We start from the raw sequence: 25,261 nt of genomic DNA on the forward strand, positions 1-25,261 counted from the left end.
GCCCGCGGTTTTCCACAGCGGTTGACACCCTACGGCGGCGGGCCGCACCATGGAGTCGCCCGAACCGAACGATCGGTCGGGAGATATGGACAAGGCGAGGTCAAGGGGGACCGCATGGCGACAGCAGCCGCACACCGGACAGCCGGCGCCCCGGCGTACGGCGCACCGGACGCCGGCCCGGAGGACGACATCCGGCAGCGCGCGTTCGACGCCGCGGTGGCCGCCGACGAGCGCATCGAGCCGCGGGACTGGATGCCCGAGGCCTACCGCGCGACGCTGGTCCGGCAGATCGCCCAGCACGCCCACTCCGAGATCATCGGCATGCAGCCCGAGGCGAACTGGATCACGCGGGCGCCCTCGCTGCGCCGCAAGGCCATCCTGATGGCCAAGGTGCAGGACGAGGCCGGCCACGGCCTGTACCTGTACAGCGCGGCCGAGACCCTCGGCGTCAGCCGGGAGGAACTGCTCGACAAGCTGCACAGCGGCCGGCAGAAGTACTCCTCGATCTTCAACTACCCCACGCTGACCTGGGCCGACGTCGGCGCGATCGGCTGGCTGGTGGACGGCGCCGCGATCACCAACCAGGTCCCCCTGTGCCGCTGCTCCTACGGTCCGTACGCGCGGGCGATGGTCCGCGTCTGCAAGGAGGAGTCCTTCCACCAGAGGCAGGGGTACGAGCTGCTGCTCGCCCTGAGCCGGGGCACGTCCGAGCAGCACGCGATGGCGCAGGACGCGGTGGACCGCTGGTGGTGGCCGTCGCTGATGATGTTCGGCCCGCCCGACGACGCCTCCCAGCACTCCGCGCAGTCGATGGCCTGGAAGATCAAGCGCCATTCGAACGACGAACTGCGCCAGCGTTTCGTCGACATCTGCGTCCCACAGGCCGAGTCCCTCGGCCTCACCCTGCCCGACCCGGACCTGAGGTGGAACGAGGAGCGCGGTCACCACGACTTCGGCGCCATCGACTGGACCGAGTTCTGGGACGTCCTCAAGGGCAACGGCCCGTGCAACGAACAGCGGCTGACCCAGCGCCGCCGGGCCCACGACGAAGGCGCCTGGGTACGGGAGGCGGCCGCCGCCCACGCCGCCAAGCACACCGGAACACACACCGGGCAGCACACCGGTCCGACGGGAGTGGAGCAGGCATGACCGACACCGACTGGCCCCTGTGGGAGGTCTTCGTGCGCTCCCGGCGCGGGCTGTCCCACACCCACGCCGGCAGCCTGCACGCCCCGGACGCGGAACTGGCCCTGCGCAACGCGCGCGACCTGTACACGAGGCGCGGCGAGGGCGTCTCGATCTGGGTGGTGCCCTCCGCGGCGATCACCGCCTCCTCCCCGGACGAGAAGGACCCCTTCTTCGAGCCGGCCGCCGACAAGCCCTACCGCCACCCGACCTTCTACGAGATCCCGGAAGGGGTGAAGCACCTGTGACGGCGACCCTGCCCACGACCGCCGCCCTCGCCCTCGGCGACGACGCCCTGGTGCTCTCCCACCGCCTGGGGGAATGGGCGGGCCACGCGCCCGTCCTGGAGGAGGAGGTCGCCCTCGCCAACATCGCCCTCGACCTGCTCGGCCAGGCCCGGGTCCTGCTGTCGATGGCCGGGGACGAGGACGAACTGGCGTATCTGCGCGAGGAGCGGGCCTTCACCAACCTCCAGCTGGTCGAGCAGCCCAACGGCGACTTCGCCCACACCATCGCCCGCCAGCTCTACTTCTCCACCTACCAGCACCTGCTGTACGGGCAACTGGCCGCATCGGACGGCGAGTTCGCGCCGCTGGCCGGCAAGGCGGTCAAGGAGGTCGCCTACCACCGCGACCACGCCGAGCAGTGGACGCTGCGGCTCGGCGACGGCACCGACGTCAGCCATGAGCGCATGCGCCGGGCCTGCGAGGCGCTGTGGCGGTTCACCGGCGAGATGTTCCAGCCGGTGGCGGGCCTGGACGTCGACTGGTCCGGCATGGAGGCGGCCTGGCTGGAGTCCGTGGGAGGCGTACTGCGCCGGGCCACCCTCGCCCTGCCCGAGGGGCCGCGGACCGGGGCGTGGTCGGCGGGCGCCGGGCGGCAGGGCCTGCACACCGAGCCGTTCGGGCGGATGCTCGCCGAGATGCAGCATCTGCACCGCAGCCACCCGGGGGCGTCATGGTGACCGCGACGACCCCGTTGGAGACGGAGCTGCTGAGGCTGGCCGGCTCGGTGCCCGACCCCGAACTGCCCGTGCTCACCCTGGCGGAGCTGGGCGTGGTCCGCGCGGTGCACCTGCGCGGCGGGGACACGGCCGAGGTCGAGCTGACCCCCACCTACACCGGCTGCCCGGCGGTCGAGGCGATGGCGCTGGACATAGAGCGGGTACTGCGCGAGCACGGCATGCGGGAGGTCGCCGTGCGCACGGTGCTCTCGCCCGCCTGGTCCACGGACGACATCACCGCCGAAGGGCGCCGCAAGCTGCGGGAGTTCGGCATAGCTCCGCCACGGGTGCGCACGGAGGGCGGGCCGGTCCCGCTGGAACTGGGGCCGACCCGGACCATGCGCACGGAGACCGATCCCGTGTGCTGCCCGCACTGCGGCTCGGCCGACACCGAGCTGCTCAGCCGGTTCTCCTCCACCGCGTGCAAGGCGCTGCGGCGCTGTCTGGCCTGCCGCGAACCCTTCGACCACTTCAAGGAGGTGTGATGGCCCGCTTCCACCCGCTGCGCGTGACGGCGGTCGACCGGCTCACCGACGACTCCGTCGCCCTGACCCTCGCGGTGCCGCCCGAGTTGCGCACGGAGTACCGGCACGCCCCGGGCCAGCACCTCACCCTGCGGCGCGTCGTGGACGGGGTCGACGTCCGACGGACGTACTCGATCTGCTCGCCGGCTCCGGACCCCGACGGCGAGGAACCGCGAACGCTGCGGGTCGGGGTGCGGCTGGTGGAGGGCGGCGCCTTCTCGACGTACGCGTTCAAGGAGATCAACGTCGGTGACGAGCTGGAGGTGATGACCCCGGCGGGCCGTTTCACGCTGCACCCGGCGCCGGGCCTGTACGCCGCGGTCGTCGGCGGCAGCGGCATCACCCCGGTGCTGTCCATCGCCGCCACTCTGCTCGCCCGGGAACCGGCGGCCCGGTTCTGCCTGATACGCAGCGACCGCACGACCGCCTCGACGATGTTCCTGGAGGAGGTCGCCGACCTGAAGGACCGCTACCCGCAGCGGTTCCAGCTGGTGACGGTGCTCTCCCGGGAGGAGCAGCAGGCGGGGCTGCCGTCGGGGCGGCTCGGCCGTGAGCGGCTGACGGATCTGCTGCCGGCGCTGCTGCCCGTGGCGGAGGTCACGGGATGGTTCCTGTGTGGGCCCTACGGGCTGGTGCAGGAGGCCGAGCGGGCGCTGCGCGGGCTCGGCGTGGACAGGACGCGCGTCCACCAGGAGATCTTCCACGTCGCCGAGGTCACCCGGGCCGAGCCGGTGGCCGCCGCCCCCGCGCACAGCACGGTGACGATCCGGCTCGACGGCCGCGGCGGCACCTGGCCGGTCCAGGAGGGGGAGACGCTGCTGGAGACGGTCCTGCGCAACCGCCCCGACGCTCCGTACGCCTGCAAGGGCGGCGTGTGCGGCACCTGCCGGGCGTTCCTCGTGGCGGGCGAGGTGCGGATGGACCGCAACTTCGCGCTGGAACCGGAGGAGACCCAGGCGGGGTACGTGCTGGCCTGCCAGTCCCATCCGGCCACGGAGGCGGTGGAACTGGACTTCGACCGCTGAGCCGCCGGGCGGGGGCGGCCCGCCGGACCGTCATGGACGGTGCGGCACCGCCACCCCACCGCCGCCGCTCCCCGTCTGCCCAGCGTCCGCAGGGTGGACGCGCGTCTGCCCGAGCGGTCAGAGGACGTGACCCGGCCGGCCGTCGTCGGTGATCACGGGGCGGCCGGAGGCGGCCCAGACCTGCATGCCGCCGTCGACGTTCACCGCGTCGATGCCCTGCTGGACCAGGTACATCGTGACCTGCGCCGAGCGACCACCGGAGCGGCAGATGACGTGGACGCGGCCGTCCTGTGGCGCGGCCTCGGTCAGTTCGCCGTAGCGGGCCACGAAGTCGCTGATGGGGATGTGCAGCGCCCCCTCGGCGTGGCCCGCCTGCCACTCGTCGTCCTCGCGGACGTCCAGCAGAAAGTCGTCGTCCTTGAGGTCAGTGACCTCGACCGTGGGCACACCAGCTCCAAAATGCATGGCTCCGACGCTACCCGAAAGGGCGGGCGGTCCGTGGTGCGGTGGGATCCGGCCGTCAGCCCTGTTCCCGCAGGGCCGCCAGCTCCACCTCGCGGGCCGCCACGTCACCGTGCAACTGCCCGGCGATCTCCTCGAGGAGGCGGTCGGGGTCGTCGGGGGCCAGCCGGAGCATCGCGGCGATCGCGCTGTCCTCCAGGTGCCCGGCGACGACGGTGAGCATCTCCTTGCGCTGGGACAGCCACTCCAGGCGGGCGTACAGCTCCTCGGCACGGCTGGGTCCCTGCGCGGCGGGGGCCGGGCCGGCCGCCCACTCCTCGGCCAGTTCCCGCAGCTCCTTCTCGTCGCCGCGGGCGTAGGCGGCGTTGACGCGGGTGAGGAACTCCTCGCGCCGTTCGCGCTCGTCCTCCTCCTGCGCCAGGTCGGGGTGGGCCTTGCGGACGAGGTCGCGGTAGAGGCCGCGGGCCTCCTCGCTCGGGCGCACCCGCTGCGGGGGCCGGACCGGCTGCTCGGTGAGCATCGCGGCGGCCTCCGGGAAGAGGCCGTCGGAGTCCATCCAGCCGTGCAGCAGTTCCTCGACGCCCGGGATGGGCTGGAGCCTGGCCCGGGCCTCCTGGGCCTTGCGCAGGTCCTCCGGGTCCCCGGTGCGCGCCGCCCTGGCCTCGGCGAGCTGGGCGTCCAGCTCCTCGATACGGGCGTAGAGGGGGCCGAGCCGCTGCTCGTGGAGCCGGGCGAAGTTCTCGACCTCCACCCGGAAGGTCTCCACCGCGATCTCGTACTCGATGAGGGCCTGTTCGGCGGCCCGTACGGCCCGCTCCAGCCGCTCCTCGGGCCGCGCCGCCGTGTCGCCGGACGTCGCCCGGGCCGTTCCGGCGACGTCACCCTGCTCTGCATCCGGGGTCGTCACCCGACCAGCGTAGGCCACGACGGCGCGGCCCCCGCCCGGACCGCCCCGGCCCCCCAGCCTCCGCCCGGCGGCAGACGCCCCGCCCCGCCCTGCGGCGGGCACGCCTCCCTCAGCTCTGCGGCAGACGCCCCGTCCCCCTTGCCCCCGCGGCAGGCGTTCCCGCCCCACGGCGAACGCCCCGCCCCACGGCGGACGCCTCGGCAAGGGCGCCCCCGCCTCCGCCACATCGCGCTCTCGGCTCCAGCTCCCGCCGCAGTCCCTAGACCCCCATCTCCGCCGCGAGGCGGCCGGAGCGGACCGCCGTGACCAGTTCGGCGTGGTCCGCCTCGGTGCGGTCGGCGTAGGCGACGGCGAACGCGGCGATCGCCTCGTCCAGCTCCCCGTTCTTGCCGCAGTAGCCGGAGATCAGGCGCGGGTCGGCGCTGTGGGCGTGGGCGCGGGCCAGGAGCGCGCCGGTCATCCGGGCGTAGTCGTCGATCTGGTCGGCGGGCAGGGCGGCGGGATCGACGCTGCCCTTGCGGTTGCGGAACTGCCGTACCTGGTAGGGGCGTCCGTCCACCGTCGTCCAGCCGAGCAGGATGTCGCTGACCACCTGCATGCTCTTCTGGCCGAGCACCACGCGCCGCCCCTCGTGCGCCGCCTCGGGCGCCGTGAAGCCGGCGGTCGCCAGATGCGGCAGCAGCGCCGACGGCCTGGCCTCCTTGACCTGGAGCACCAGTGGTTCGCCGCGGTGGTCCAGCAGGAGCACGACATAGGAACGGGTGCCGACGCTGCCGGTGCCGACCACCCGGAAGGCGACGTCGTGCACCGCGTGCCGGGCCAGCAGCGGGAGGCGGTCCTCGGAGAGGGTGGTGAGGTACTGCTCCAGCGAGGCCGCCACCGCCGCGGCCTCCGCGTCCGGGATCCGGCGCAGCACCGGCGGGGCGGGCACGAAGCGGCGCCCGCCGTCCTCGGTCCGCTCGGTGGACTTGGCCGCGAACCGTCCGCTGGTGTTGGCCCGCGCCTTCTCGGAGACGCGTTCCAGGGTGCCGAGCAGGTCGTGCGCGTCGGTGTGGGAGACCAGTTCCTCGTCGGCGATGGCGTTCCAGGCGTCCAGCACCGGGAGCTTGGCCAGCAGCCGCATGGTGCGGCGGTAGGCGCCGACCGCGTCCTGGGCCGCCTCGCGGCAGCGGTCCTCGTCGCAGCCCGCCTCCCGCCCGGCGAGCACCAGCGACGCGGCGAGCCGCTTCAGGTCCCACTCCCAGGGGCCGTGCACCGTCTCGTCGAAGTCGTTCAGGTCGATCACCAGACCGCCACGGGCGTCGCCGTAGAGGCCGAAGTTGGCCGCGTGGGCGTCGCCGCACAGCTGGGCGCCGATCCCGGTCATGGGGGTGCGCGCGAGGTCGTACGCCATCAGGCCGGCCGAGCCGCGCAGGAAGGCGAACGGCGTCGCCGCCATCCGGCCGACCCTGATCGGCGTCAGCTCGGGGAGCCGGCCGTGGTTGGACTCCTCGACGGCCGCGACCGCGTCCGGGCGTCCGGCGTCCGCCTCGAACACGGCGTGCGCGGACCGTGCGACGCGCTCGCGCAGCGCCTTGCCCTCCGCCTTCGGCGAGCCCCCGCCGGGCCACCGCGCGAACCCGGCCACCTGCGGCACCCGCCCGCCGTGCCCGGTCGCCGCACCGCCCCCGGCGGCTCCCGTCGCCCCGGTCGCCCGGGAACCCCCGGTCGCCCCCGTCGTCACGTCCTGCCCCGCCCTGGCCTCGGCCATCTCGAACGTCCTCCCCGCCCCGTGCATGTCACGTCAACGCGCCGACGGTACAGCGGCCCACCCGGCGCGTACATCGCTCCCACGTCCCGAACCGCCCCGCCCCGTCCGGCTCCGCCGCAGGCACCGCCCCCGCCCGCGGCCCCCGCCCGCCCCTCCGCGAGGCCCGCCCCCGCCCGGGCCGGGACCGATCCGCCGCGTCCGTCCCCCGCGCGCCCCGCACGACACCCCGACCGGCCGCCCCGCACGATCCGCGCACCCGCACCCGCCCCCGCCCTCACCTTGCATAACGCCGGACAGGGGGGCGGAACGGTAGCTGCACCGGGGGCAGTCCGCGCGATTACAGTCGGCCGCGCTCACCACCGGAGCGCGCCCGCCGACACACAGCCCGCCCCGCGCGGCGGGCCGCTCCGGCCTCCACGCTCGCGCCTCTCGTCCCCGCACGCCCCGTCCCCACACGCCCCGTCCTCCACGCACCGCCGCACCCGCACCGTTCCGCACGTCCCGTCCTTCTTCCCCCCACCGAGGAGACCGAGGAACCCGCCATGACACCACCCCGCCACGACGAGCCCGCCTCCGCCCCGGGCGCCGACCCCCGTACGGGGACCGGCACCGACCCCTCCCACACGTCCGCCCTCACCCCCACACCCGCCCCCGGAACCGAACGCCTGATCAGCCGCAAGAGCCTGCTCAGGGCCGCCGTCGCCGCGGGCGCCGCCCTCCCGCTGCTCTCGGGCACGGTGGCGCTCGCCCGGGACTCCGCGGGCCGGGGACGCTCCCTGCCCGCGACGCCCGCCTGCGACGACGGCGACGGCCCGACGCACGACCAGATCGAGGGTCCGTACTTCAAGCCGGCCTCCCCGCTGCGAGGCAACCTGGTGACGCCCGGTACCACCGGCACCCCGCTCACCGTCAGCGGCTACGTCTTCGGCCGCAACTGCGTCCCGCTGGCCGGCGTCCTCCTGGACTTCTGGCAGGCGGACGACGCCGGGAACTACGACATGGCCGGATACACCCTGCGCGGCCACCAGTTCACGGACGCCAAGGGCACGTTCGCGCTGACCACGATCGTGCCGGGCCTCTACCCGGGCCGCACCCGGCACCTCCATGTCAAGGCCCAGGCCCCCGGGCAGCCCGTGCTGACGACCCAGCTGTACTTCCCCGGCGAGCCGCGCAACACCACCGACTCCCTCTTCGACGCGACGCTGCTGATGAACGTGCGCGGGGCCGGCGGCGGCAAGGAGGGCACCTTCGACTTCGTACTGAGCGTCGACGGGACGCCGGGCCCGGGCCATCCGACCGACCCGCCCACCGACCCGCCGGGCGGCACGTGGGCCCCCGGCCACGCCTACGCCGCCGGCGACCGGGTCACCTACAACGGCGCCGCCTACCGCTGCGTCCAGGCCCACACGTCCATGACCGGCTGGGAGCCGCCCAACGTCCCCGCCCTGTGGCGCCGCGAGTGATCCCCGCGGCCGGCACCCGGACCGCGAACACAGTCCGGCGCGCACCGGGCTGATCCCGGACGCCCCGCGGACCCTCACCTGCGGGGCGCCCCCCTTGTCCCCGCTCCCCGATCCGGACCTGTTGGCGGACGCCGCGCGGGCGGTTCCCGCAGCGGGCGGCGTAGGAGAGGCCGCCGCCGAGCGCCTTGCCGGAGGCGGGGCGGTCCAGGCACGTGATCACGCGCATCGCGGTGGACTCGCCCGGACCGTGGGGGCCCAGGAAGACGGTGATCTTGCCCGCCCCGATGGTCAGGGACAGGTTGTCCACGGCGGTCCGACCGCCGTACTGCTTCGTCAGCCCCTGAAGGGTGATCGCGGATGACCGCCCCCAACCGCTCCGGCCTCTCCGTCCCACCGAGGACCCCGGAACCGACCAGACACGATCACATCGGTCTTCGGGGAGGCATCCACCCTTGCTTCGGGTCGTCCCTTACTTCGGTCGTCGTCCGACGGTCGTCCCCGCCCATGACGCCCTGGGATCACGCTCCCCGGGCCTGAGACCTTGCTCACAGCCGCCGGCGAACGGCCCCACCACGGCCGGAGACATCCGTCACACCGGGGGCAAACAGAAGTGGGCGGCATCGTGATCACGATGCCGCCCACTTCATCTGTGCGCGAGGGGGGAGTTGAACCCCCACGCCCTTTCGGGCACTGGAACCTGAATCCAGCGCGTCTGCCTATTCCGCCACCCGCGCATTGGGTGTGTCCTCCGGCTCCGTGCCCTTCTTTCGGGCCCTTCGCCTTCCGACACGCAGAACATTAGCACGCCCTGCAGGGTGGATTCACATCGCTTTCCCAGGGCGGGCCTGCGGGGCTTTCCCGGGGCGGGCCTGCGGCTTCCCCGCCGGGCGGGCCGGGGATGTCGCCCGGCCCGCCCCGCGGGCGGGCCGCCGCGCCACGCCGGGCGCGCCCGCCGCACTACCCGCCGGAAGCCCCCGTCCGCGGGGAAGCCCCTGTTCCGTATCAGTGAGTGTCCGTTCACGTATCAACCTCGTACCGGTCCGGCCCGTCTTCCCCGGAGCCGGGCCGAGGCCGCGGCCGGGTGCGGGACACTGGTCCACGGCCGCCCGTACGATCCTGGGCAGGAGTACGACACGGAAGCACGGCACGGACGTACGGCACGGCGGTAGGCGGCGAAGTTCGGCGACGGGCTGCGCGGGGAACCTCGGAGGACAGCTCCCGCGGCACGACGCGGGACGCGTCGACGACCGTCGACGGGGCCGACAGGGGGAACCAGCCGATCGACCGGCGCGTGGATACGATCAGTAAGCAGTACCAGGTAAGCAGTACGCAGCAGTACGACGGCAAGACCCGCAACACCGGCAAGAACCACAGGTACGGCCACCACGGAGGAGGTGCCCCATGGGAGTCCTGAAGAAGTTCGAGCAGCGTCTCGAAGGTCTGGTCAACGGCACCTTCGCCAAGGTCTTCAAGTCCGAGGTCCAGCCCGTGGAGATCGCGGGCGCGCTGCAGCGCGAGTGCGACAACAACGCCACCATCTGGAACCGCGACCGCACCGTCGTGCCCAACGACTTCATCGTGGAGCTGAGCGCGCCCGACTACGAGCGCCTGAGCCCCTACTCCGGCCAGCTCGGCGACGAACTGGCCGGCATGGTGCGCGACTACGCCAAGCAGCAGCGCTACACCTTCATGGGCCCGATCAAGGTCCACCTGGAGAAGGCCGAGGACCTGGACACCGGCCTGTACCGGGTGCGCAGCCGCACCCTGGCCTCCTCCAGCAACCAGCAGGCGCCCCAGGGACCGCCGCCGGCCCAGCCCGCCGCTCCCCCTCGCCCGGCCGCACCCGGCGGCTACGGCTACCCGCCCGCCGCGCCGCCCGCGGCCGCGCCCCCCATGCCGGCCGCCCCGCCGCCCGGCCGCCCGGGCGGATACGGCTACCCGCCGGCCGCCGCGCCGCGGCCCCCGCAGGCCGGCGGCCGCACCCGCTACTGGATCGAGATCAACGGCACCCGCCATCAGATCTCCCGCCCGACGCTGGTGCTGGGTCGCAGCACCGACGCCGACGTGCGGATCGACGACCCCGGCGTCTCCCGCCGGCACTGTGAGATCCGGACCGGAACGCCCTCGACGATCGCGGATCTCGGGTCCACCAACGGCATCGTGGTGGACGGGCAGCACACCACCCGCGCTACGCTCCGCGACGGCTCGCGGATCGTCGTGGGCAGCACCACCGTTATCTATAGGCAAGCCGAAGGGTGAACCGGGGGCAATGTCAGAGCTGACCCTCACGGTCATGCGGCTGGGTTTCCTGGCCGTACTGTGGCTGTTCGTGATCGTGGCCGTGCAGGTCATCCGCAGCGACCTGTTCGGTACGCGCGTCACCCAGCGGGGGGCCCGCCGGGAAGCCGCACGGCCGCAGCAGACCGGGCGCCAGGCGGCGCCGCCTCCGCAGCAGCGCGGCCAACAGGGCGGCGGCGGCCGGCAGCGCCGCAACGCCCCCACCAAGCTCGTGGTGACGGAGGGGACCCTCACCGGCACCACCGTCGCGCTGCAGGGCCAGACCATCACCCTGGGCCGCGCGCACGACTCCACCATCGTGCTGGACGACGACTACGCCTCCAGCCGCCATGCCAGGATCTATCCGGACCAGGGCGGCCAGTGGATCGTCGAGGACCTCGGTTCCACCAACGGCACGTACCTGGACCGGTCCCGGCTGACGACCCCCACGCCGATCCCGCTGGGCGCGCCGATCCGCATCGGCAAGACCGTCATCGAGCTGCGGAAGTAGTGCTACGTCATGAATGAGCGCGAGCGGAGCGAGCACGCAGCGGCGGCCGGCACCCAGGGCCGCGGCGCGCTCCCGACCGGAGGGTGGGCAGTGTGGCTCGACACGATCGGCTGTACCCGGAGCCGACGGGCGAGGTGCGCATGAGTCTGTCACTGCGCTTCGCCGCCGGATCGCACAAGGGCATGATCCGCGAGGGCAACGAGGACTCCGGTTACGCCGGCCCGCGGCTCCTCGCGATCGCCGACGGCATGGGCGGCCAGGCCGCCGGCGAGGTCGCGTCCTCCGAGGTGATCTCCACCATCGTCGCCCTGGACGACGACGTCCCCGGCTCGGACCTGCTCACCTCCCTCGGCACCGCCGTGCAGCGCGCCAACGACCAGCTGCGCGCCATGGTCGAGGAGGACCCCCAGCTGGAGGGCATGGGCACCACGCTCACCGCCCTGCTGTGGACCGGCCAGCGCCTCGGCCTGGTGCACGTCGGCGACTCGCGCGCCTATCTGCTGCGCGACGGCGTGCTCACCCAGATCACCCAGGACCACACCTGGGTGCAGCGCCTGGTCGACGAGGGACGCATCACCGAGGAGGAGGCGAGCACCCACCCGCAGCGCGCCCTCCTGATGCGCGCCCTCGGCAGCAGCGAGCACGTCGAGCCCGACCTGTCCGTGCGCGAGGTCCGCGCCGGCGACCGCTACCTGATCTGCTCCGACGGCCTGAGCGGCGTCGTCTCCCACCAGACGATGGAGGAGACCCTCGCCAGCTACCAGGGCCCCCAGGAGACCGTGCAGGAGCTGATCCAGCTCGCGCTGCGCGGCGGCGGTCCCGACAACATCACAGTGATCATCGCCGACGTCCTGGACCTGGACACCGGCGACACCCTCGCCGGGCAGCTGTCCGACACCCCGGTCGTGGTCGGCGCGGTCGCCGAGAACCAGAACCACCTGCACGACAACGGCATCATGCAGACCCCGGCCGGCCGCGCCTCCGGGCTCGGCCGCCAGGGCGGCGGTCAGGGCGGCGGCGAGTTCGGCCCGCCCGGCTCCGGCGACGCCGACGGCTACGCCCCGAGCGGCGGCTTCGCCGGCTACGGCGACGACGACTTCGTCAAGCCGCGCAAAGGCCGGCGCTGGCTGAAGGTGTCCCTCTACAGCGTGCTCGCCCTCGCCGTCATCGGCGGCGGCCTCTACGGCGGCTACCGCTGGACGCAGACGCAGTACTACATCGGCGCCCAGGAGGACCACGTCGCCCTCTACCGCGGCATCAGCCAGGACCTCGCCTGGGTGAAGCTGTCCAAGGTGGAGACCGACCACCCCGAGATCAAGCTCACCGATCTGCCGGAGTACTGGCAGAAGCAGGTCAAGGGGACGATCGCCGAGGGCAGCCTCCCGGCGGCCCGCAAGAAGGTCGACGAGCTGTCCGTGCAGGCCTCCGCGTGCCGCAAGGAGGCCGAGCGGCGCGCGGTCGAGAGCCAGCACAAGCCCAAGCCGGACGCGAGCAAGGCGGGCAGCACCACGGGAACCACCCGTACCGCCTTCACGTCCAAGGCCACACCGGCCCCGAACCCGTCGGCGTCGAAGTCCCCGTCTCCGTCCACGTCCGCGACCGCGTCCACACCCAGCCCCGGCCCCACTCTCTCGGAGGAAGAGCAGAAGGTCGTCTCGGCGTGCGGTATGCAGTAGGCAAGCCGTGAGAGGCCCTGTCACACGATGAGCAGTACTTCCAACCCGTCGACGCACCACACGTCCACGATCGGCGCCATCGGGGCGCCGAGCCGCCGCAACACCGAGCTGGCACTGCTGGTCTTCGCCGTCGCCATCCCGGTGTTCGCCTACGCCAACGTGGGTCTGGCCATCGACGGCTCGGTGCCCTCGGGCCTCTTGAGCTACGGCCTCGGGCTCGGTCTGCTGGCCGGCGTCGCCCATCTCGTGGTCCGTAAGTTCGCCCCGTACGCCGATCCGCTGCTGCTGCCGCTTGCCACGCTGCTCAACGGGCTCGGTCTGGTGTGCATCTGGCGGCTCGACCAGTCGAAGCTGCTCCAGTCGCTGCCCAACTTCTTCACGGCCGCGCCCCGCCAGCTGCTCTACACGGCGCTGGGCATCGCGCTGTTCGCGGTGGTGCTGGTCTTCCTCAAGGACCACCGCGTCCTGCAGCGCTACACGTACATCTCCATGTTCACCGCGCTGGTGCTGCTGATCCTGCCGCTGGTCCCGGGCCTCGGGGCCAACATCTACGGCGCGAAGATCTGGATCAACATCCCGGGCCTCGGCTCGCTGCAGCCCGGCGAGTTCGCGAAGATCGCCCTGGCCGTGTTCTTCGCCGGCTACCTGATGGTGAAGCGGGACGCGCTCGCCCTGGCCAGCCGCCGCTTCATGGGCCTCTACCTGCCGCGCGGCCGCGACCTCGGACCGATCCTGGTCGTCTGGGTCATCTCGATCCTCATCCTGGTCTTCGAGACCGACCTCGGCACCTCGCTGCTGTTCTTCGGCATGTTCGTGATCATGCTGTACGTCGCCACCGAGCGGACCAGCTGGATCGTCTTCGGTCTGCTGATGTCCGCGGCCGGCGCGGTCGGCGTCGGTTCCATCGAGCCGCACGTCCACCAGCGTGTGGAGGCGTGGCTGAACCCGCTGAACGAATGGAAGCTCAGCCGGCAGGGCGTCGTCGGCCACTCCGAGCAGTCCATGGAAGCCCTGTGGGCCTTCGGCTCCGGCGGCACCCTCGGCAGCGGCTGGGGCCAGGGCCACTCGGACCTGATCAAGTTCGCCGCCAACTCCGACTTCATCCTCGCCACCTTCGGCGAGGAGCTGGGCCTGGCCGGCATCATGGCGATCCTGCTGATCTACGCCCTGATCGTGGAGCGCGGCGTGCGCACCGCGCTGGCCGCCCGCGACCCGTTCGGCAAGCTGCTCGCCGTCGGTCTGTCCGGCGCCTTCGCGCTCCAGGTCTTCGTGGTGTCCGGCGGTGTCATGGGTCTCATCCCGCTGACCGGTATGACCATGCCGTTCATGGCCTACGGTGGTTCGTCGGTGCTGGCCAACTGGGCGCTGATCGGCATTCTGATCAGAATCAGCGACACCGCCCGCCGCCCGGCACCCGCCCCCGTCTCCAACCCCGACGCCGAGATGACCCAGGTGGTCCGCCCGTGAACAAGCCCCTGCGCCGGATCGCGATCTTCTGTGGCCTGCTGGTCCTCACGCTGCTCGTCCGCGACAACTGGCTCCAGTACGCCAAGGCCGACAGTCTGAGGAACGACGAGCTGAACCGCCGCGTCACCATCGCCCGCTACTCCGTGCCGCGCGGCGACATCATCGTGGGCGACACGCCGATCACCGGCTCCACGGAGACCAAGAGCAACGGCCTGAACGACCTGAAGTACAAGCGGACGTACAAGGACGGCCCCATGTGGGCGCCGGTCACCGGCTACGCCTCGCAGGCCTTCGGCGCCACCCAGCTGGAGAGCATCGACGACGGCATCCTCACCGGCAACGACGACCGGCTCTTCTTCCGCAACACCCTGGACATGATCACGGGCAAGCCGAAGCAGGGCGGCAACGTCGTCACCACCCTCAACCCGGCCGCGCAGAAGGCCGCCTACAACGGCCTGAAGTCCCGGGGCAAGGGCGCGGTGGTGGCTCTGGAGCCGTCCACCGGCAAGATCCTGGCGCTCGCCTCGTACCCGTCGTACGACCCCTCGTCGTTCGCCGGGGCCTCCAGCGCGGACGGCAAGGCCTGGAACAAGATCCAGAAGAAGAACGACCCGAACGACCCGATGCAGAACCGGGCGCTGCGCGAGACCTACCCGCCGGGCTCCACCTTCAAGGTGGTCACCGCGGCCGCCGCGCTGGAGAACGGCCTGTACACCTCTGCCGACCAGCACACCGACTCGCCGGACCCGTGGATCATGCCGGGCACCCGGACCCCGCTGCCCAACGAGGGCAGCATCCCCTGCAAGAACGCCACCATGCGCGAGGCGCTGCGGTGGTCCTGCAACACGGTCTTCGGCAAGATCGGCTCCACCCTCGGCAACGACAAGATGCTCGCCGAGGCGAAGAAGTTCGGCTTCGACAGCGAGCAGTTCACCCCGGTCCGCTCCAACGCCTCGGTCTTCTCCGACAAGATGGAGCCCTCGCAGGTCGCGCAGTCCTCGATCGGCCAGTTCAACACCGCCGCCACCCCGCTCCAGATGGCCATGGTCGTCTCGGCGGTCGCCAACGACGGCAAGCTGATGAAGCCGTACATGGTGGACAAGCTCACCTCGCCGAACCTGGACACCCTGGAGCAGACCCAGCCGGAGGAGATGAGCCGGCCGCTGTCCTCGAAGAACGCCCAGATCCTCCAGTCGATGATGGAGACGGTCGTCAAGGACGGCACCGGCAAGAACGCGCAGATCGGCGGCGGCGTGACCGTGGGCGGCAAGACCGGCACCGCGCAGCACGGCGTCAACAACAGCGAGAAGCCGTACGCCTGGTTCATCTCCTACGCCAAGACCAGCGACGGCAGCGCGCCGGTCGCGGTCGCCGTGGTCGTCGAGGACAGCGCCGCCAGCCGTGACGACATCTCCGGCGGCGGCCTGGCGGCGCCGATCGCGAAGAGCGTCATGGAGGCGGTCATCAACTCCAAGAAGTGACCCCCATCACGTCCCCTTCACATCGGTGCACGTTGCGATACCGGTCCTGTATCGGGTGACGAGCTTGGCCAGGTCACACAGAACGAGCCGGGTACGGTAGGCCCGGACGGCAGTCTCCGGCCGTGCGCGACCGCGCCGGCCGGGACCGACGGAGAGGGCTGGTAGGGAACTATGGAAGAGCCGCGTCGCCTCGGCGGCCGGTACGAGCTGGGCCACGTGCTCGGCCGTGGTGGCATGGCGGAGGTGTACCTCGCGCACGACACCCGCCTGGGCCGCACGGTGGCGGTGAAGACGCTGCGCGCCGACCTGGCGCGTGACCCTTCCTTCCAGGCCCGGTTCCGCCGGGAGGCCCAGTCGGCCGCCTCGCTCAACCATCCCGCGATCGTCGCGGTCTACGACACGGGCGAGGACTACATCGACGGGGTCTCGATCCCGTACATCGTGATGGAGTACGTCGACGGCTCCACGCTGCGCGAGCTGCTGCACAGCGGCCGCAAGCTGCTGCCCGAGCGGGCCATGGAGATGACCATCGGCATCCTCCAGGGCCTGGAGTACGCCCATCGCAGCGGCATCGTCCACCGCGACATCAAGCCGGCCAACGTCATGCTGACCCGCAACGGCCAGGTCAAGGTCATGGACTTCGGCATCGCCCGCGCCATGGGCGACTCCGGCATGACGATGACGCAGACGGCCGCGGTCATCGGCACCGCCCAGTACCTCTCGCCGGAGCAGGCGAAGGGCGAGCAGGTGGACGCCCGCTCGGACCTGTATTCGACGGGTTGCCTCCTCTACGAGCTGCTGACGGTCCGTCCGCCGTTCGTGGGCGACTCCCCGGTCGCGGTGGCCTACCAGCACGTCCGCGAGGAGCCCCAGCCGCCGAGCGTCTTCGACCCCGAGATCACGCCCGAGATGGACGCGATCGTGCTGCGGGCGCTGGTCAAGGACCCCGACTACCGCTACCAGTCGGCCGACGAGATGCGCGCCGACATCGAGGCCTGCCTCGACGGACAGCCGGTCGCGGCCACCGCCGCCCTCGGCGCGGTGGGCTACGGCGGCTACCCCGACGACCAGCCCACGACGGCGCTGCGCTCCGACCCGGGTGCCGGGGCGGCCACGACCATGCTGCCGCCGATGAACGCGGACGACGGCGGGTACGGCTACGACGACCGCCCCGACCGGCGCAGCCGGCAGAAGAAGTCGAACACCTCGACGATCATGCTGATCGTCGCCGGCCTCCTCGTCCTCGTCGGTGCCATCCTCATCGGCAAGTACGCCTTCAGCGGCCACGGCGTGAACAACGACACGCTCAAGGCGCCCAACTTCGTCGGCCAGACCTATGCCGACGCCCGGAACTCGGCGGACAACGTCGGTCTGAAGCTGGCGCAGCCCACCCGCAAGCCCTGTGAAGACCAGCCCAAGGGCAGCGTCTGCGACCAGGACCCGAAGGCCGGCACCGAGGTCAAGAAGGGCGACACGGTCACCCTCGTCGTCTCGACCGGCGCCGCGAAGGTCCAGGTCCCGGGGGTGGGCGGGCTGAGCCTGGACGACGCCAAGTCCAAGCTGGAGGGCGAGCCCTACCAGTTCAAGGTCGAGGTCCAGTACCAGGAGTCGACCGATCAGGAGAACACCGTCCTGGAGCAGAAGCCGGTCAACGGCCAGGAGGTGGAGAAGGGCTCGACGGTCACCCTGACCGTGGCCAAGGCGGTGGCGAAGGCGACCGTGCCGGACGTGCGGGGCAAGACCTGCGACGAGGCCAAGTCCCTGATGCAGGACAACGACCTCGTCGGCAACTGCACCGATGTCCCCACCACCGACCCCAACCAGGACGGCAAGGTCATCGAGACCGTCCCGAGCCCCGGCACCTCGGCGGACAAGAACTCCCAGGTGGCCATCCACGTGGGCAAGCTCCAGCAGCAGCAGAAGACGCCCGTGCCGAACGTCTTCGGCAGGACGGTGGCGGAGGCCCGGCAGATCCTGAACCAGGCCGGGTTCGGCAACATCCAGTTCGCCCCGGGCAGCAGCACGGACGACAACGCGCGGGTCATCAAGCAGGACCCGGGGGCCGACCAGCCCGTCGACAACCCCGGCGGCACGCCGATCACGCTGACGACCTTCGGCGGCAACGGCGGCAACAACGGCGGTGGCAACAACGGCGGTGGCGACAACCGGGGCAACGACAACGGCGGCATCTTCGGCTGACCGCCCGCCCGTCCCGGCCGACGAACGGAGCCCCGGCGCCCTCATCGAGAGGGCGCCGGGGCTCCGCCGTACCGGGGCGCGGCGAGTGCTACCGGATCGCCGCGGCCCCCTCGTTCCGCCTCACCGCAGTTCCTTCGGCGGGGTGCGCTTCGCGTCGACCTCGTCCACACGGACCAGTTCGCCCCACACCACGTACCGGTAGCGGGACGTGTAGACCGGGGTGCAGGTCGTCAGGGTGATGTAGTGGCCGGGTTTGGTGACGCCCGACTCCTTCGGGACCCGGGCGAGGACGTCCACGTTGAACTTCGAGGTCTCCGGGAGGATGTCGTAGACCTTGTAGACGTACCACTTGTCCCGCGTCTCGAAGACGATCGGGTCGCCCTTCTCGATCTTGTCGATGTTGTGGAACTTCGCGCCGTGCCCGTCCCGGTGGGCGGCGAGGGAGAAGTTGCCGTCCTTGCCGGTCGTCGGCAGCGTCGCCTTGACCGGGTCGGTGTAGTAGCCGGCCACGCCGTCGTTCAGGACGTCCGTGGAGGCGCCCTTCTTCACCAGGACCTCGCCGTTGCGCATGGCCGGGACGTGCAGGAAGCCGATGCCGTCCCTGGTGTCCAGCGCGCCGGGGCCGCCGGACGAGGAGTGCGCCCACTGGTCGCGGATGCGGTCGCCCTGCCGGTCGGCCTTGCGGTCCGCTATGACGTTCGTCCACCACAGGGAGTAGACGACGAACAGGCCGAGCACCAGACCCGCCGTGATGAGGAGTTCGCCGAGGACGCTGACCACCAGGGCCAGCCGGCCGCGGCGGCGGCGTGGCGCCGGGCGGTCGTCGGTGTGCACTGCCGTGTCGTCCGTGGTCGCTGCCACTGTCGCATCTGCCCTTTAACTGACGAGCGCATCCGGCTTGCCCTTGCTGCGCGGCCGTTCCTCGACCATCTTGCCCCAGACGATCAGCCGGTACTTGCTGGTGAACTCCGGGGTGCACGTGGTGAGCGTGATGTAGCGGCCCGGACCGGTGAAGCCCGACCCCTTGGGGACCGGGTCCAGCACGCTGGTGTTGGCCGGCGACGTCACCGGCAGCATGCTCGTCATCTTGTAGACGAAGTACTCGTCCTGCGTCTCGACGACGATCGGGTCGCCCGGCCGGAGCCTGTTGATGTACCGGAACGGCTCGCCGTGGGTGTTGCGGTGGCCCGCGAGGCCGAAGTTGCCCGTCCTCGCGTCCGGCATCGCCGTGTTCAGGTCGCCCGGGCCGTAGTGCCCGACCATGCCCTTGTCCAGGACCTTCGTCTTGCTGGTGCCCTCCGCGATCGGCACCACCACGTCCAGCTTCGGGATGTGCAGGATGGCGAAGCCCTGCCCCGGCTCGAACGTCCCCGGGTTGCGCTTGCCGCTCGCCCAGTCGTCCTGGAGCTGGTGCGCCTCGTTGCCGGCCTGCGCGTGGGCGCGGACGTTGGTCCACCACAGCTGGTAGGTGACGAAGAGCAGCATCACCACGCCCAGGGTGATGAACAGTTCGCCCAGGAACCGGCTGACGAGGACGCCCGGGCCGGGCCGGCTCGCCCGTGCCAGCCGACGGGCCTCCACCCGGGACAGCGGCGCGGCGGCGGCCTCCGCCCGCGCCGGGCCCGCTGTCATCCCTCCGGCCGCTCCCGTCCCGCCGCCACGGCGGCCGTGACGGCGTCTGGCGGCCTTCCTGCGGGCCGCGCGGCCCTCACCGGGCGCTCCGGCCGCCTGAGTGCCGGACGGGGCCCCTGGGGCCGCTGACGGCGGCTCCGGGACCCGCAGCGCCATCGTCTCGTCGTCGGCGACGGAGGCACTCGGGGGCGCGGGGCGGCCGGGCGAGCGCCGGGGGGCCGGGCCCGGAGCGGGAGCCGGACCCGGCATGGGGCCCGGGGCGGGGGCGGGGCGTGGAACGGGGGCGGGGGCCGGCCGGGCCGCGTGCCTCCCGTAGGGGGCCGCCGAACCGCGTGCGTCGTACGGTCCCGCCGAGCCACCCGGGGCGTGCGGCGCCGCCGAGCCGCGCGGGTCGTACGGCGCCGGGACGTACGGCTCACCGGCGGCGTCGTACGCCTCCGTGCCGTAGCGGTCGGCGCCGGACTCGCGCTCGGGGCGCAGCGCGGTCACGCCGTGGCCCTGCCCACCACCGGGGCGAGCCCCGCCGACCTCGCCACGGCCTCCTGGTCGCCGCACTCCGCCAGCCAGTTGGCCAGCATCCGGTGCCCGTGCTCGGTCAGCACCGACTCGGGGTGGAACTGCACGCCCTCCACCGGCAGTTCACGGTGGCGCAGGCCCATGATGATGCCGTCGTGGGTGCGGGCCGTGACCTCCAGCTCGGCCGGGACGGTGGCCGGCTCGGCGGCCAGCGAGTGGTAGCGGGTCGCCGTGAAGGGGGAGGGCAGTCCGGCGAAGACGCCCTTGCCCTCGTGCTCGACCGGCGAGGTCTTGCCGTGCAGCAGCTCGGGCGCGCGGTCCACCACGCCGCCGTAGGCCACCTGCATCGACTGCATGCCGAGGCAGACTCCGAAGACCGGGACGCCGGTGGCCGCGCAGTGCCGGACCATGTCGACGCACACGCCGGCCTGCTCGGGCGTGCCGGGCCCGGGCGAGAGCAGCACGCCGTCGAAGCCGTCCTGGGCGTGCGCCGTCGACACCTCGTCGTTGCGCAGCACCTCGCACTCGGCGCCGAGCTGGTACAGGTACTGGACCAGGTTGAAGACGAAGCTGTCGTAGTTGTCGACGACGAGAATCCGCGCACTCACTGGTTGTCCACCGTCACATCGTTGAAGGGAAGCAGCGGCTCGGCCCACGGGAAGACGTACTGGAACAGGACGTAGACCACGGCCAGGACCAGCACCAGTGAGACCAGCGCCTTCGCCCCCGCGTTACCCGGCAGATGCCGCCAGATCCAGCCGTACATGCCGTCCCTTCCCGTCTTGCCACGGCACCGGATTCACGCCGTGCCGGACCAGACTAGCGGCGCGGGGTCGACTGTTTCCCGGCCTGTGGACAACGGCTACCCCACGGGCTGGGCGTAGTGCAGGTCGACGGTGCCCGAGTAACCGGGAAGGGTGACGGCGCCGTCCTCGGTGACCTTCCAGCCGAGGCCGTAGACGTTGACGTACACCATGTAGTTCTGGATCGCCGGGGAGTCGGCGAGCGCCTTCTTCAGCCGGTCCGGGTCGCCGACCGCCGTGATCTTGTACGGCGGGGAGTAGACGCGGCCCTGGAGGATCAGGGTGTTGCCCACGCAGCGCACGGCGCTGGTGGAGATCAGCCGCTGGTCCATGACCTTGATGCCCTGGGCGCCGCCGTTCCACAGCGCGTTGACCACGGCCTGGAGGTCCTGCTGGTGGATGACGAGGTAGTCGGGCTGCGGCTCGGGGTAGCCGGGCAGCTTGGCGGTGGCGTCGGGCGGGGCGTCGTTGAGCGTGACGGTGACGGCCTCGCCCTTGAGCGGCTGGGTGCCCGCCGCCTTCTCCAGGCCGGTCAGCCTGCGGTCCTGTGCGCCGGTGCTGCCGTCGTCGCTCTCGGCCAGGGCCTCGACGTCGTCGCGCAGGGCCGCGTTGGACTCGTCCAGTTCCTTGTTCTTGCGGCTGCGCTCCTGGATCAGGTCGGACAGCTTCAGCAGGGAGGTGTCCGTGCGGATGTTGGTGCCCTTGGCCGTGTCGAAGCTGGTGAAGAAGATCAGCCCGGCCAGCGCGAAGACGGCCACGGTGAGGATCCGCACGGGCGGGAAGCGGCGCGCGGGGGCCGGGCCGGTGCCCGTACCGGTACCGGTGTCCGTCCCGGGGGAGTCGGCGGAATTGCTCAACGTACCCTTATCTCCTTAGGCGCCGCGGAAGCACTACGCTAACGGACGCCCGGGGGAGTGCCCGTTTCCCCCTGTAGTCCCCTCGTAGTCCCCTTGTACGCTGCCCCGGAGCCAGTCCAGTTCCCTGCGCGGCCACGCAGCGCATCGACAGGAGAGACCCTCGTGCCGAAGTCACGTATCCGCAAGAAGGCCGACTACACGCCGCCGCCGGCGAAGCAGGCGGCGGTCATCAAGCTGGAGAACCGCGGCTGGGTGGCGCCGGTCATGCTGGCGATGTTCGTCATCGGCCTGGCGTGGATCGTCGTCTTCTACGTGACCGACGGCACGCTGCCCATCGACTCGCTGAACAACTGGAACATCGTGGTCGGTTTCGGTTTCATCGCTGCCGGATTCGCCGTCTCCACCCAGTGGAAGTAGCGGTCCGCAGGTACGGAACCGGCGGCTCCGGACCGGCGAAGCAGCAGGTCACCGGTGGTGGAGCGGGTCTGTCCGGCGCACCGTGACGGCAGCTCTGCCCACGGCTGTTCGCTGAGTTATCCACAGGTTGCTCGAATTTCCACACGCAGCCTGGGGAAAACTCCGACGATCTGTGGATAACCAGTCCGCCATTGACGCCGGTACGACTGTCGCACCGCCATTCGGCACCCTGTTCGCCCCCTGTCTGACCTGCGTAAACCAAGGTCATCGACAGGGGGCGCAGCTGTTCCCGCACACTGTGCACAAGATCCGGCACACACTGTGGACAAGAGTGTGCACCGAGCGGTCGGCGAGCCGTTGCCCGGCCGGGACCCGCACGGGCCCCCGGACCCCGCCCGGCCTCAGCCCAGCTGGCCCGTTCTGATCACGGTCAGGACGACCACCGCGGCCAGCACCACCGCACAGGTGCCGTACTGGATCAGCGAGCGCCGCTCGCGCGGGGCGTGGACCATCGCGTAGCCCACCACCACACCGGCCACCAGGCCGCCGACATGGGCCTGCCAGGCGATGCTGCCCCAGCCGAAGGTGATGATCAGGTTGATCACCAGCAGGGCGATGACGGGCCGCATGTCGTAGCGGAGCCGGCGCATCAGGACGGCGGTCGCCCCGAACAGGCCGAAGATCGCGCCGGACGCACCGAGCGAGGGCTGGTTCGGGGCGGCGAGCAGATAGGTGAGGGCGCTGCCGGCCAGCCCGGAGACGAAGTAGAGCGCCAGATAGCGGGCGCGGCCGAGCGCCGCCTCCAGCGGGCCGCCGATCCACCACAGGCTGAGCATGTTGAACAGGATGTGGAAGTAGTTGGCGTGCAGGAACATCGCCGTCAGCAGCCGGTACCACTGGCCCTGCGCGACGCCCTCCACCGAGTTGAACTGCGGAACGTAGGCCTGGCCGAGGAGATCGAGCCGGTCGGTGAAGGCGTCCCCCACCGACAGTTGGACCAGGAAGAAGGCCAGGTTGAGGCCGATCAGCACCTTGGTGACCAGCCGCGGGTCGGCCGCCACGGAACCGCCGGCGAGCGTGCGCGGCCGGGCGGCCGCGGGCGGGGCGCCCGTGCCCCGGCCGCTGCGCGCGCACTGCGGGCACTGGAAGCCGACGGAGGCGTCGACCATGCACTCGGGGCAGATCGGCCGCTCGCAGCGGGTGCAGCGGATGCCGGTCTCGCGGTCCGGGTGGCGGTAGCAGGTGGGCAGGGACTGGCCGCCGTGCGGCGCCGGGTCCGCCGGGCCGCGGCCGGCCGGGCCGTGGTCCGCCGGGCCCTGCGGGCTGCCTGGTGCCTGGTCCATCGGGTCCCCTCGGGTCGGTCTGCGTCGTCGGCGGTGCGAGGTCCACGCCGCGTGCCGCGGCAACGCACCGCCCCGCTCATCCTTACGGACGAGCGGGGCGTTTGGTTCCCTCGTGCCGTGCCCGCGGGGGGCCCGGCACGGCGCTGCTCAGGCCTTCTTGACCTCGGGCAGGTCGCCCTTGACGACGACCGACTCGATGACGACGTCCTGGACCGGGCGGTCGGTGCGCGGGTTGGTCTGGGTGGCCGCGATGGCGTCCACGACCTTCTGGCTGGCCGCGTCGGCGACCTCGCCGAAGATGGTGTGCTTGCGGGTCAGCCACGCCGTCGGGGCGACGGTGATGAAGAACTGCGAGCCGTTGGTGCCCGGGCCCGCGTTGGCCATCGCCAGCAGGTACGGCTTGTTGAAGGCGAGGTCCGGGTGGAACTCGTCCTCGAACTGGTAGCCGGGGCCGCCGGTGCCGTTGCCCAGCGGGTCGCCGCCCTGGATCATGAAGCCGCTGATCACCCGGTGGAAGACCGTGCCGTCGTACAGCTTCGCCGTGGTCTTCTCGCCGGTGGCGGGGTGGACCCACTCACGCTCGCCCGTCGCGAGTTCCACGAAGTTGCGGACCGTCTTGGGGGCGTGGTTCGGCAGGAGCCGGACCTCGATGTCGCCGTGGTTGGTCTTCAGGGTGGCGTGGAGCTGCTCAGCCACGATCTGCCTTCCGTTGTCCTCCTGTAACCCCCCGATCCTCGCACGACGGCCGCCGCGCGTCGTGCGAGGACCTCCTCAGGTGGCGCATCCGCCGGAATCGGTTGCGCGGATGCGGGCGAGTCTCCTCGGGTCGGGAGCGCGGCGCGGCGATCCGTGGCATTGTCGAGGACGAGCTCCCGTTGCCCCGTTTTCATCCGCTATAGCACCGCGACACAGCACGCCCGGGTCCCCGGACACGGCACCGCCGGGTCGCCGCGCGTGACCCGGATGCCCGGACGTACATGCCTCCGGGCCCGCTGACAGGCATGATCCGTAAAAGGGTGGAAAGTCGAATTACCGTACGCCACCGAGGAGGAGGAACCCGTGACCCGCATCGACAGCGTGCGCGCCGCGACCGGCTCGGCGAAGGACAGCGTGCTGCACGCCGCGGAAGTGGTGGCGCCCTACGCCGACACGGCCAAGGAGAGGGCCGCGCAGTACGCGCACGAGGCCCGCGTACGGCTCGCGCCGAAAGTGTCCCTCGCCGCCGACCAGGCCCGCGTCCAGTACGGCGCCCATGTCGCACCCCGCCTGGGACAGGCCCGCGCCTACGTCCCGCCCAAGGTCGACCAGGCCGCCCAGGAGGCCGCCGAGCTGACACGCCGGGCCGCCCGCCAGGCCGCCGAGTACTCCAGGCCGCGGATCGAGCAGGCCAGGGCCGCGGCAGGTCCGGTCGCCGACGAGGCCGCCGCGCGCGGCGCCGCCGCGCTGGTCGCGCTGCGGGGCCAGGTCCCGGCGGACAAGATCCAGAAGCTGGCCCGCAAGCAGTGCCGGCGGTCCCGGGCCGGCCGGGTCGTGAAGGTGTTCGCCGTGGTGGGCGTGCTGGCCGGCGGCGCGTTCGCCGCCTGGAAGTGGTGGGACAAGCAGGCCAACCCCGACTGGCTGGTGGAGCCGCCGGCCCCGACCGAGGTGCCCGAGCCCGGCGGCCGGCTGACCGCGGTCGACGGCACCGGCGAGTCGGTGCTGGACCCGGAGGTCCGGGCGAAGGCCGCCGAGGACGAGGCCGGACGCGACGAGCGGGGCTGACG

At 71.9% G+C, this 25,261-nt stretch carries 24 protein-coding genes, 1 tRNA gene and 1 pseudogene; 15 read left to right on the top strand and 11 right to left on the bottom strand.

The features are described 5' to 3' along the window. The first annotated feature begins 114 nt into the window (after positions 1-114). The 5 genes from paaA to AB0N63_RS03535 are packed head-to-tail and all read left to right on the top strand — an operon-like array spanning position 115 to position 3,737. Positions 115-1,149: a 1,2-phenylacetyl-CoA epoxidase subunit PaaA gene (paaA, locus tag AB0N63_RS03515; protein WP_365523503.1), complete on the top strand. Its 1,035-nt coding sequence runs from the start codon at positions 115-117 to the stop codon at positions 1,147-1,149. Next, positions 1,146-1,433 carry a 1,2-phenylacetyl-CoA epoxidase subunit PaaB gene (paaB, locus tag AB0N63_RS03520; RefSeq protein WP_019981267.1) on the top strand — a complete coding sequence of 96 codons (288 nt, stop codon included), beginning with the start codon at positions 1,146-1,148 and terminating at the stop codon, positions 1,431-1,433. The genes paaA and paaB overlap by 4 nt, the downstream gene beginning before the upstream one ends. Next, positions 1,430-2,149: a 1,2-phenylacetyl-CoA epoxidase subunit PaaC gene (gene paaC / locus AB0N63_RS03525; protein ID WP_365523506.1), complete on the top strand. Its 720-nt coding sequence runs from the start codon at positions 1,430-1,432 to the stop codon at positions 2,147-2,149. Before paaB ends, paaC begins: the two co-directional genes overlap by 4 nt. Further along, entirely contained in the window at positions 2,143-2,673 is a 531-nt protein-coding gene (gene paaD, locus AB0N63_RS03530; protein WP_365523508.1) for a 1,2-phenylacetyl-CoA epoxidase subunit PaaD, read from the top strand. The genes paaC and paaD overlap by 7 nt, the downstream gene beginning before the upstream one ends. Beyond that, positions 2,673-3,737, top strand: a complete 1,065-nt coding sequence (locus tag AB0N63_RS03535; protein WP_365523511.1) for a 2Fe-2S iron-sulfur cluster-binding protein — start codon at positions 2,673-2,675, stop codon at positions 3,735-3,737. Before paaD ends, AB0N63_RS03535 begins: the two co-directional genes overlap by 1 nt. 117 nt (positions 3,738-3,854) lie before the next feature. Here AB0N63_RS03535 and AB0N63_RS03540 read toward each other — a convergent pair whose 3' ends face one another. From AB0N63_RS03540 to AB0N63_RS03550, 3 genes are all read right to left on the bottom strand, one after another. After that, positions 3,855-4,184 carry a rhodanese-like domain-containing protein gene (locus AB0N63_RS03540; protein ID WP_019981271.1) on the bottom strand — a complete coding sequence of 110 codons (330 nt, stop codon included), beginning with the start codon at positions 4,182-4,184 and terminating at the stop codon, positions 3,855-3,857. Between the two features lie 73 nt (positions 4,185-4,257). After that, complete coding sequence (locus tag AB0N63_RS03545; RefSeq protein ID WP_365523514.1) at positions 4,258-5,106, bottom strand: hypothetical protein; 849 nt, start codon at positions 5,104-5,106, stop codon at positions 4,258-4,260. Positions 5,107-5,365: 259 nt separating this feature from the next. Further along, on the bottom strand, positions 5,366-6,856 hold the full coding sequence (locus AB0N63_RS03550) for a DUF2252 domain-containing protein (RefSeq protein WP_365523517.1): 1,491 nt from the start codon (positions 6,854-6,856) through the stop codon (positions 5,366-5,368). 542 nt (positions 6,857-7,398) lie between these two features. Between AB0N63_RS03550 and AB0N63_RS03555 the strand changes: the two genes are divergently transcribed. Then, positions 7,399-8,319, top strand: coding sequence for a carbohydrate-binding protein (locus tag AB0N63_RS03555; protein ID WP_365523520.1), 921 nt, complete (start codon positions 7,399-7,401; stop codon positions 8,317-8,319). A 650-nt stretch (positions 8,320-8,969) separates the two neighbouring features. On the opposite strand, the gene AB0N63_RS03560 is transcribed toward AB0N63_RS03555, so the two are convergent. Further along, positions 8,970-9,053: transfer RNA gene (locus AB0N63_RS03560), tRNA-Leu, on the bottom strand. A 557-nt stretch (positions 9,054-9,610) separates the two neighbouring features. On the opposite strand from AB0N63_RS03560, the gene AB0N63_RS03565 reads away from it, so the two are divergent. From AB0N63_RS03565 to pknB, 7 genes are all read left to right on the top strand, one after another. Next, complete coding sequence (locus AB0N63_RS03565) at positions 9,611-9,733, top strand: hypothetical protein (protein ID WP_365523523.1); 123 nt, start codon at positions 9,611-9,613, stop codon at positions 9,731-9,733. Further along, positions 9,721-10,578 (top strand): DUF3662 and FHA domain-containing protein, encoded by an 858-nt coding sequence (locus AB0N63_RS03570; protein WP_223003642.1) that lies wholly within the window; start codon positions 9,721-9,723, stop codon positions 10,576-10,578. Before AB0N63_RS03565 ends, AB0N63_RS03570 begins: the two co-directional genes overlap by 13 nt. Before the next feature lie 10 nt (positions 10,579-10,588). Further along, positions 10,589-11,107, top strand: a complete 519-nt coding sequence (locus AB0N63_RS03575; RefSeq protein ID WP_365523526.1) for an FHA domain-containing protein — start codon at positions 10,589-10,591, stop codon at positions 11,105-11,107. 140 nt (positions 11,108-11,247) lie between these two features. Beyond that, on the top strand, positions 11,248-12,783 hold the full coding sequence (locus AB0N63_RS03580) for a Stp1/IreP family PP2C-type Ser/Thr phosphatase (protein ID WP_365523820.1): 1,536 nt from the start codon (positions 11,248-11,250) through the stop codon (positions 12,781-12,783). A 27-nt stretch (positions 12,784-12,810) separates the two neighbouring features. Next, a complete protein-coding gene (locus AB0N63_RS03585; protein ID WP_365523529.1) occupies positions 12,811-14,250 on the top strand; it encodes an FtsW/RodA/SpoVE family cell cycle protein in 1,440 nt (479 codons plus the stop codon). Beyond that, the gene (locus AB0N63_RS03590; RefSeq protein WP_365523531.1) at positions 14,247-15,731 is read left to right on the top strand and encodes a penicillin-binding transpeptidase domain-containing protein; all 1,485 of its coding nucleotides are present in this window, start codon (positions 14,247-14,249) and stop codon (positions 15,729-15,731) included. Before AB0N63_RS03585 ends, AB0N63_RS03590 begins: the two co-directional genes overlap by 4 nt. A 171-nt stretch (positions 15,732-15,902) precedes the next feature. Continuing rightward, positions 15,903-17,930 carry a Stk1 family PASTA domain-containing Ser/Thr kinase gene (gene pknB, locus AB0N63_RS03595; protein ID WP_365523534.1) on the top strand — a complete coding sequence of 676 codons (2,028 nt, stop codon included), beginning with the start codon at positions 15,903-15,905 and terminating at the stop codon, positions 17,928-17,930. Between the two features lie 120 nt (positions 17,931-18,050). Here the strand turns inward: pknB and AB0N63_RS03600 are convergent, their stop codons facing one another. From AB0N63_RS03600 to AB0N63_RS03620, 5 genes and pseudogenes are all read right to left on the bottom strand, one after another. Next, a complete protein-coding gene (locus AB0N63_RS03600) occupies positions 18,051-18,791 on the bottom strand; it encodes a class E sortase (protein WP_365523537.1) in 741 nt (246 codons plus the stop codon). A gap of 15 nt (positions 18,792-18,806) precedes the next feature. Next, entirely contained in the window at positions 18,807-20,051 is a 1,245-nt protein-coding gene (locus AB0N63_RS03605; protein WP_365523540.1) for a class E sortase, read from the bottom strand. After that, a complete protein-coding gene (locus AB0N63_RS03610; protein WP_365523542.1) occupies positions 20,048-20,686 on the bottom strand; it encodes an aminodeoxychorismate/anthranilate synthase component II in 639 nt (212 codons plus the stop codon). Before AB0N63_RS03610 ends, AB0N63_RS03605 begins: the two co-directional genes overlap by 4 nt. Then, a pseudogene (locus AB0N63_RS03615) lies at positions 20,683-20,881 on the bottom strand (hypothetical protein). Before AB0N63_RS03615 ends, AB0N63_RS03610 begins: the two are co-directional and overlap by 4 nt. 59 nt (positions 20,882-20,940) lie before the next feature. Then, a complete protein-coding gene (locus tag AB0N63_RS03620) occupies positions 20,941-21,738 on the bottom strand; it encodes a DUF881 domain-containing protein (RefSeq protein WP_365523544.1) in 798 nt (265 codons plus the stop codon). A gap of 162 nt (positions 21,739-21,900) precedes the next feature. On the opposite strand from AB0N63_RS03620, the gene crgA reads away from it, so the two are divergent. Continuing rightward, positions 21,901-22,155 carry a cell division protein CrgA gene (gene crgA, locus AB0N63_RS03625; protein ID WP_169438320.1) on the top strand — a complete coding sequence of 85 codons (255 nt, stop codon included), beginning with the start codon at positions 21,901-21,903 and terminating at the stop codon, positions 22,153-22,155. 401 nt (positions 22,156-22,556) lie between these two features. Here crgA and AB0N63_RS03630 read toward each other — a convergent pair whose 3' ends face one another. Together AB0N63_RS03630 and AB0N63_RS03635 are read right to left on the bottom strand one after the other, a co-directional pair. Further along, a complete protein-coding gene (locus AB0N63_RS03630; RefSeq protein WP_365523547.1) occupies positions 22,557-23,498 on the bottom strand; it encodes a rhomboid family intramembrane serine protease in 942 nt (313 codons plus the stop codon). A gap of 147 nt (positions 23,499-23,645) precedes the next feature. Then, the gene (locus tag AB0N63_RS03635) at positions 23,646-24,194 is read right to left on the bottom strand and encodes a peptidylprolyl isomerase (RefSeq protein WP_365523550.1); all 549 of its coding nucleotides are present in this window, start codon (positions 24,192-24,194) and stop codon (positions 23,646-23,648) included. A gap of 363 nt (positions 24,195-24,557) precedes the next feature. Here AB0N63_RS03635 and AB0N63_RS03640 point away from each other — a divergent pair, with 363 nt between their 5' ends. Beyond that, positions 24,558-25,259 carry a DUF5324 family protein gene (locus tag AB0N63_RS03640; protein WP_365523553.1) on the top strand — a complete coding sequence of 234 codons (702 nt, stop codon included), beginning with the start codon at positions 24,558-24,560 and terminating at the stop codon, positions 25,257-25,259. The last annotated feature ends 2 nt before the right edge of the window (positions 25,260-25,261 follow it).

The organism is Streptomyces sp. NPDC093260 (assembly GCF_040683715.1).
Lineage (GTDB): Bacteria > Actinomycetota > Actinomycetes > Streptomycetales > Streptomycetaceae > Streptomyces > Streptomyces sennicomposti.

Bases quoted from the DNA above. Each gene is read 5' to 3' on its own strand.
- paaA (WP_365523503.1), top strand. From the start codon at position 115: ATGGCGACAGCAGCCGCACACCGGACAGCCGGCGCCCCGGCGTACGGC.
- paaB (WP_019981267.1), top strand. From the start codon at position 1,146: ATGACCGACACCGACTGGCCCCTGTGGGAGGTCTTCGTGCGCTCCCGG.
- paaD (WP_365523508.1), top strand. From the start codon at position 2,143: ATGGTGACCGCGACGACCCCGTTGGAGACGGAGCTGCTGAGGCTGGCC.
- AB0N63_RS03535 (WP_365523511.1), top strand. From the start codon at position 2,673: ATGGCCCGCTTCCACCCGCTGCGCGTGACGGCGGTCGACCGGCTCACC.
- AB0N63_RS03550 (WP_365523517.1), bottom strand. From the start codon at position 6,856: ATGGCCGAGGCCAGGGCGGGGCAGGACGTGACGACGGGGGCGACCGGG.
- AB0N63_RS03555 (WP_365523520.1), top strand. From the start codon at position 7,399: ATGACACCACCCCGCCACGACGAGCCCGCCTCCGCCCCGGGCGCCGAC.
- AB0N63_RS03570 (WP_223003642.1), top strand. From the start codon at position 9,721: ATGGGAGTCCTGAAGAAGTTCGAGCAGCGTCTCGAAGGTCTGGTCAAC.
- AB0N63_RS03575 (WP_365523526.1), top strand. From the start codon at position 10,589: ATGTCAGAGCTGACCCTCACGGTCATGCGGCTGGGTTTCCTGGCCGTA.
- AB0N63_RS03580 (WP_365523820.1), top strand. From the start codon at position 11,248: ATGAGTCTGTCACTGCGCTTCGCCGCCGGATCGCACAAGGGCATGATC.
- AB0N63_RS03585 (WP_365523529.1), top strand. From the start codon at position 12,811: ATGAGCAGTACTTCCAACCCGTCGACGCACCACACGTCCACGATCGGC.
- pknB (WP_365523534.1), top strand. From the start codon at position 15,903: ATGGAAGAGCCGCGTCGCCTCGGCGGCCGGTACGAGCTGGGCCACGTG.
- AB0N63_RS03630 (WP_365523547.1), bottom strand. From the start codon at position 23,498: ATGGACCAGGCACCAGGCAGCCCGCAGGGCCCGGCGGACCACGGCCCG.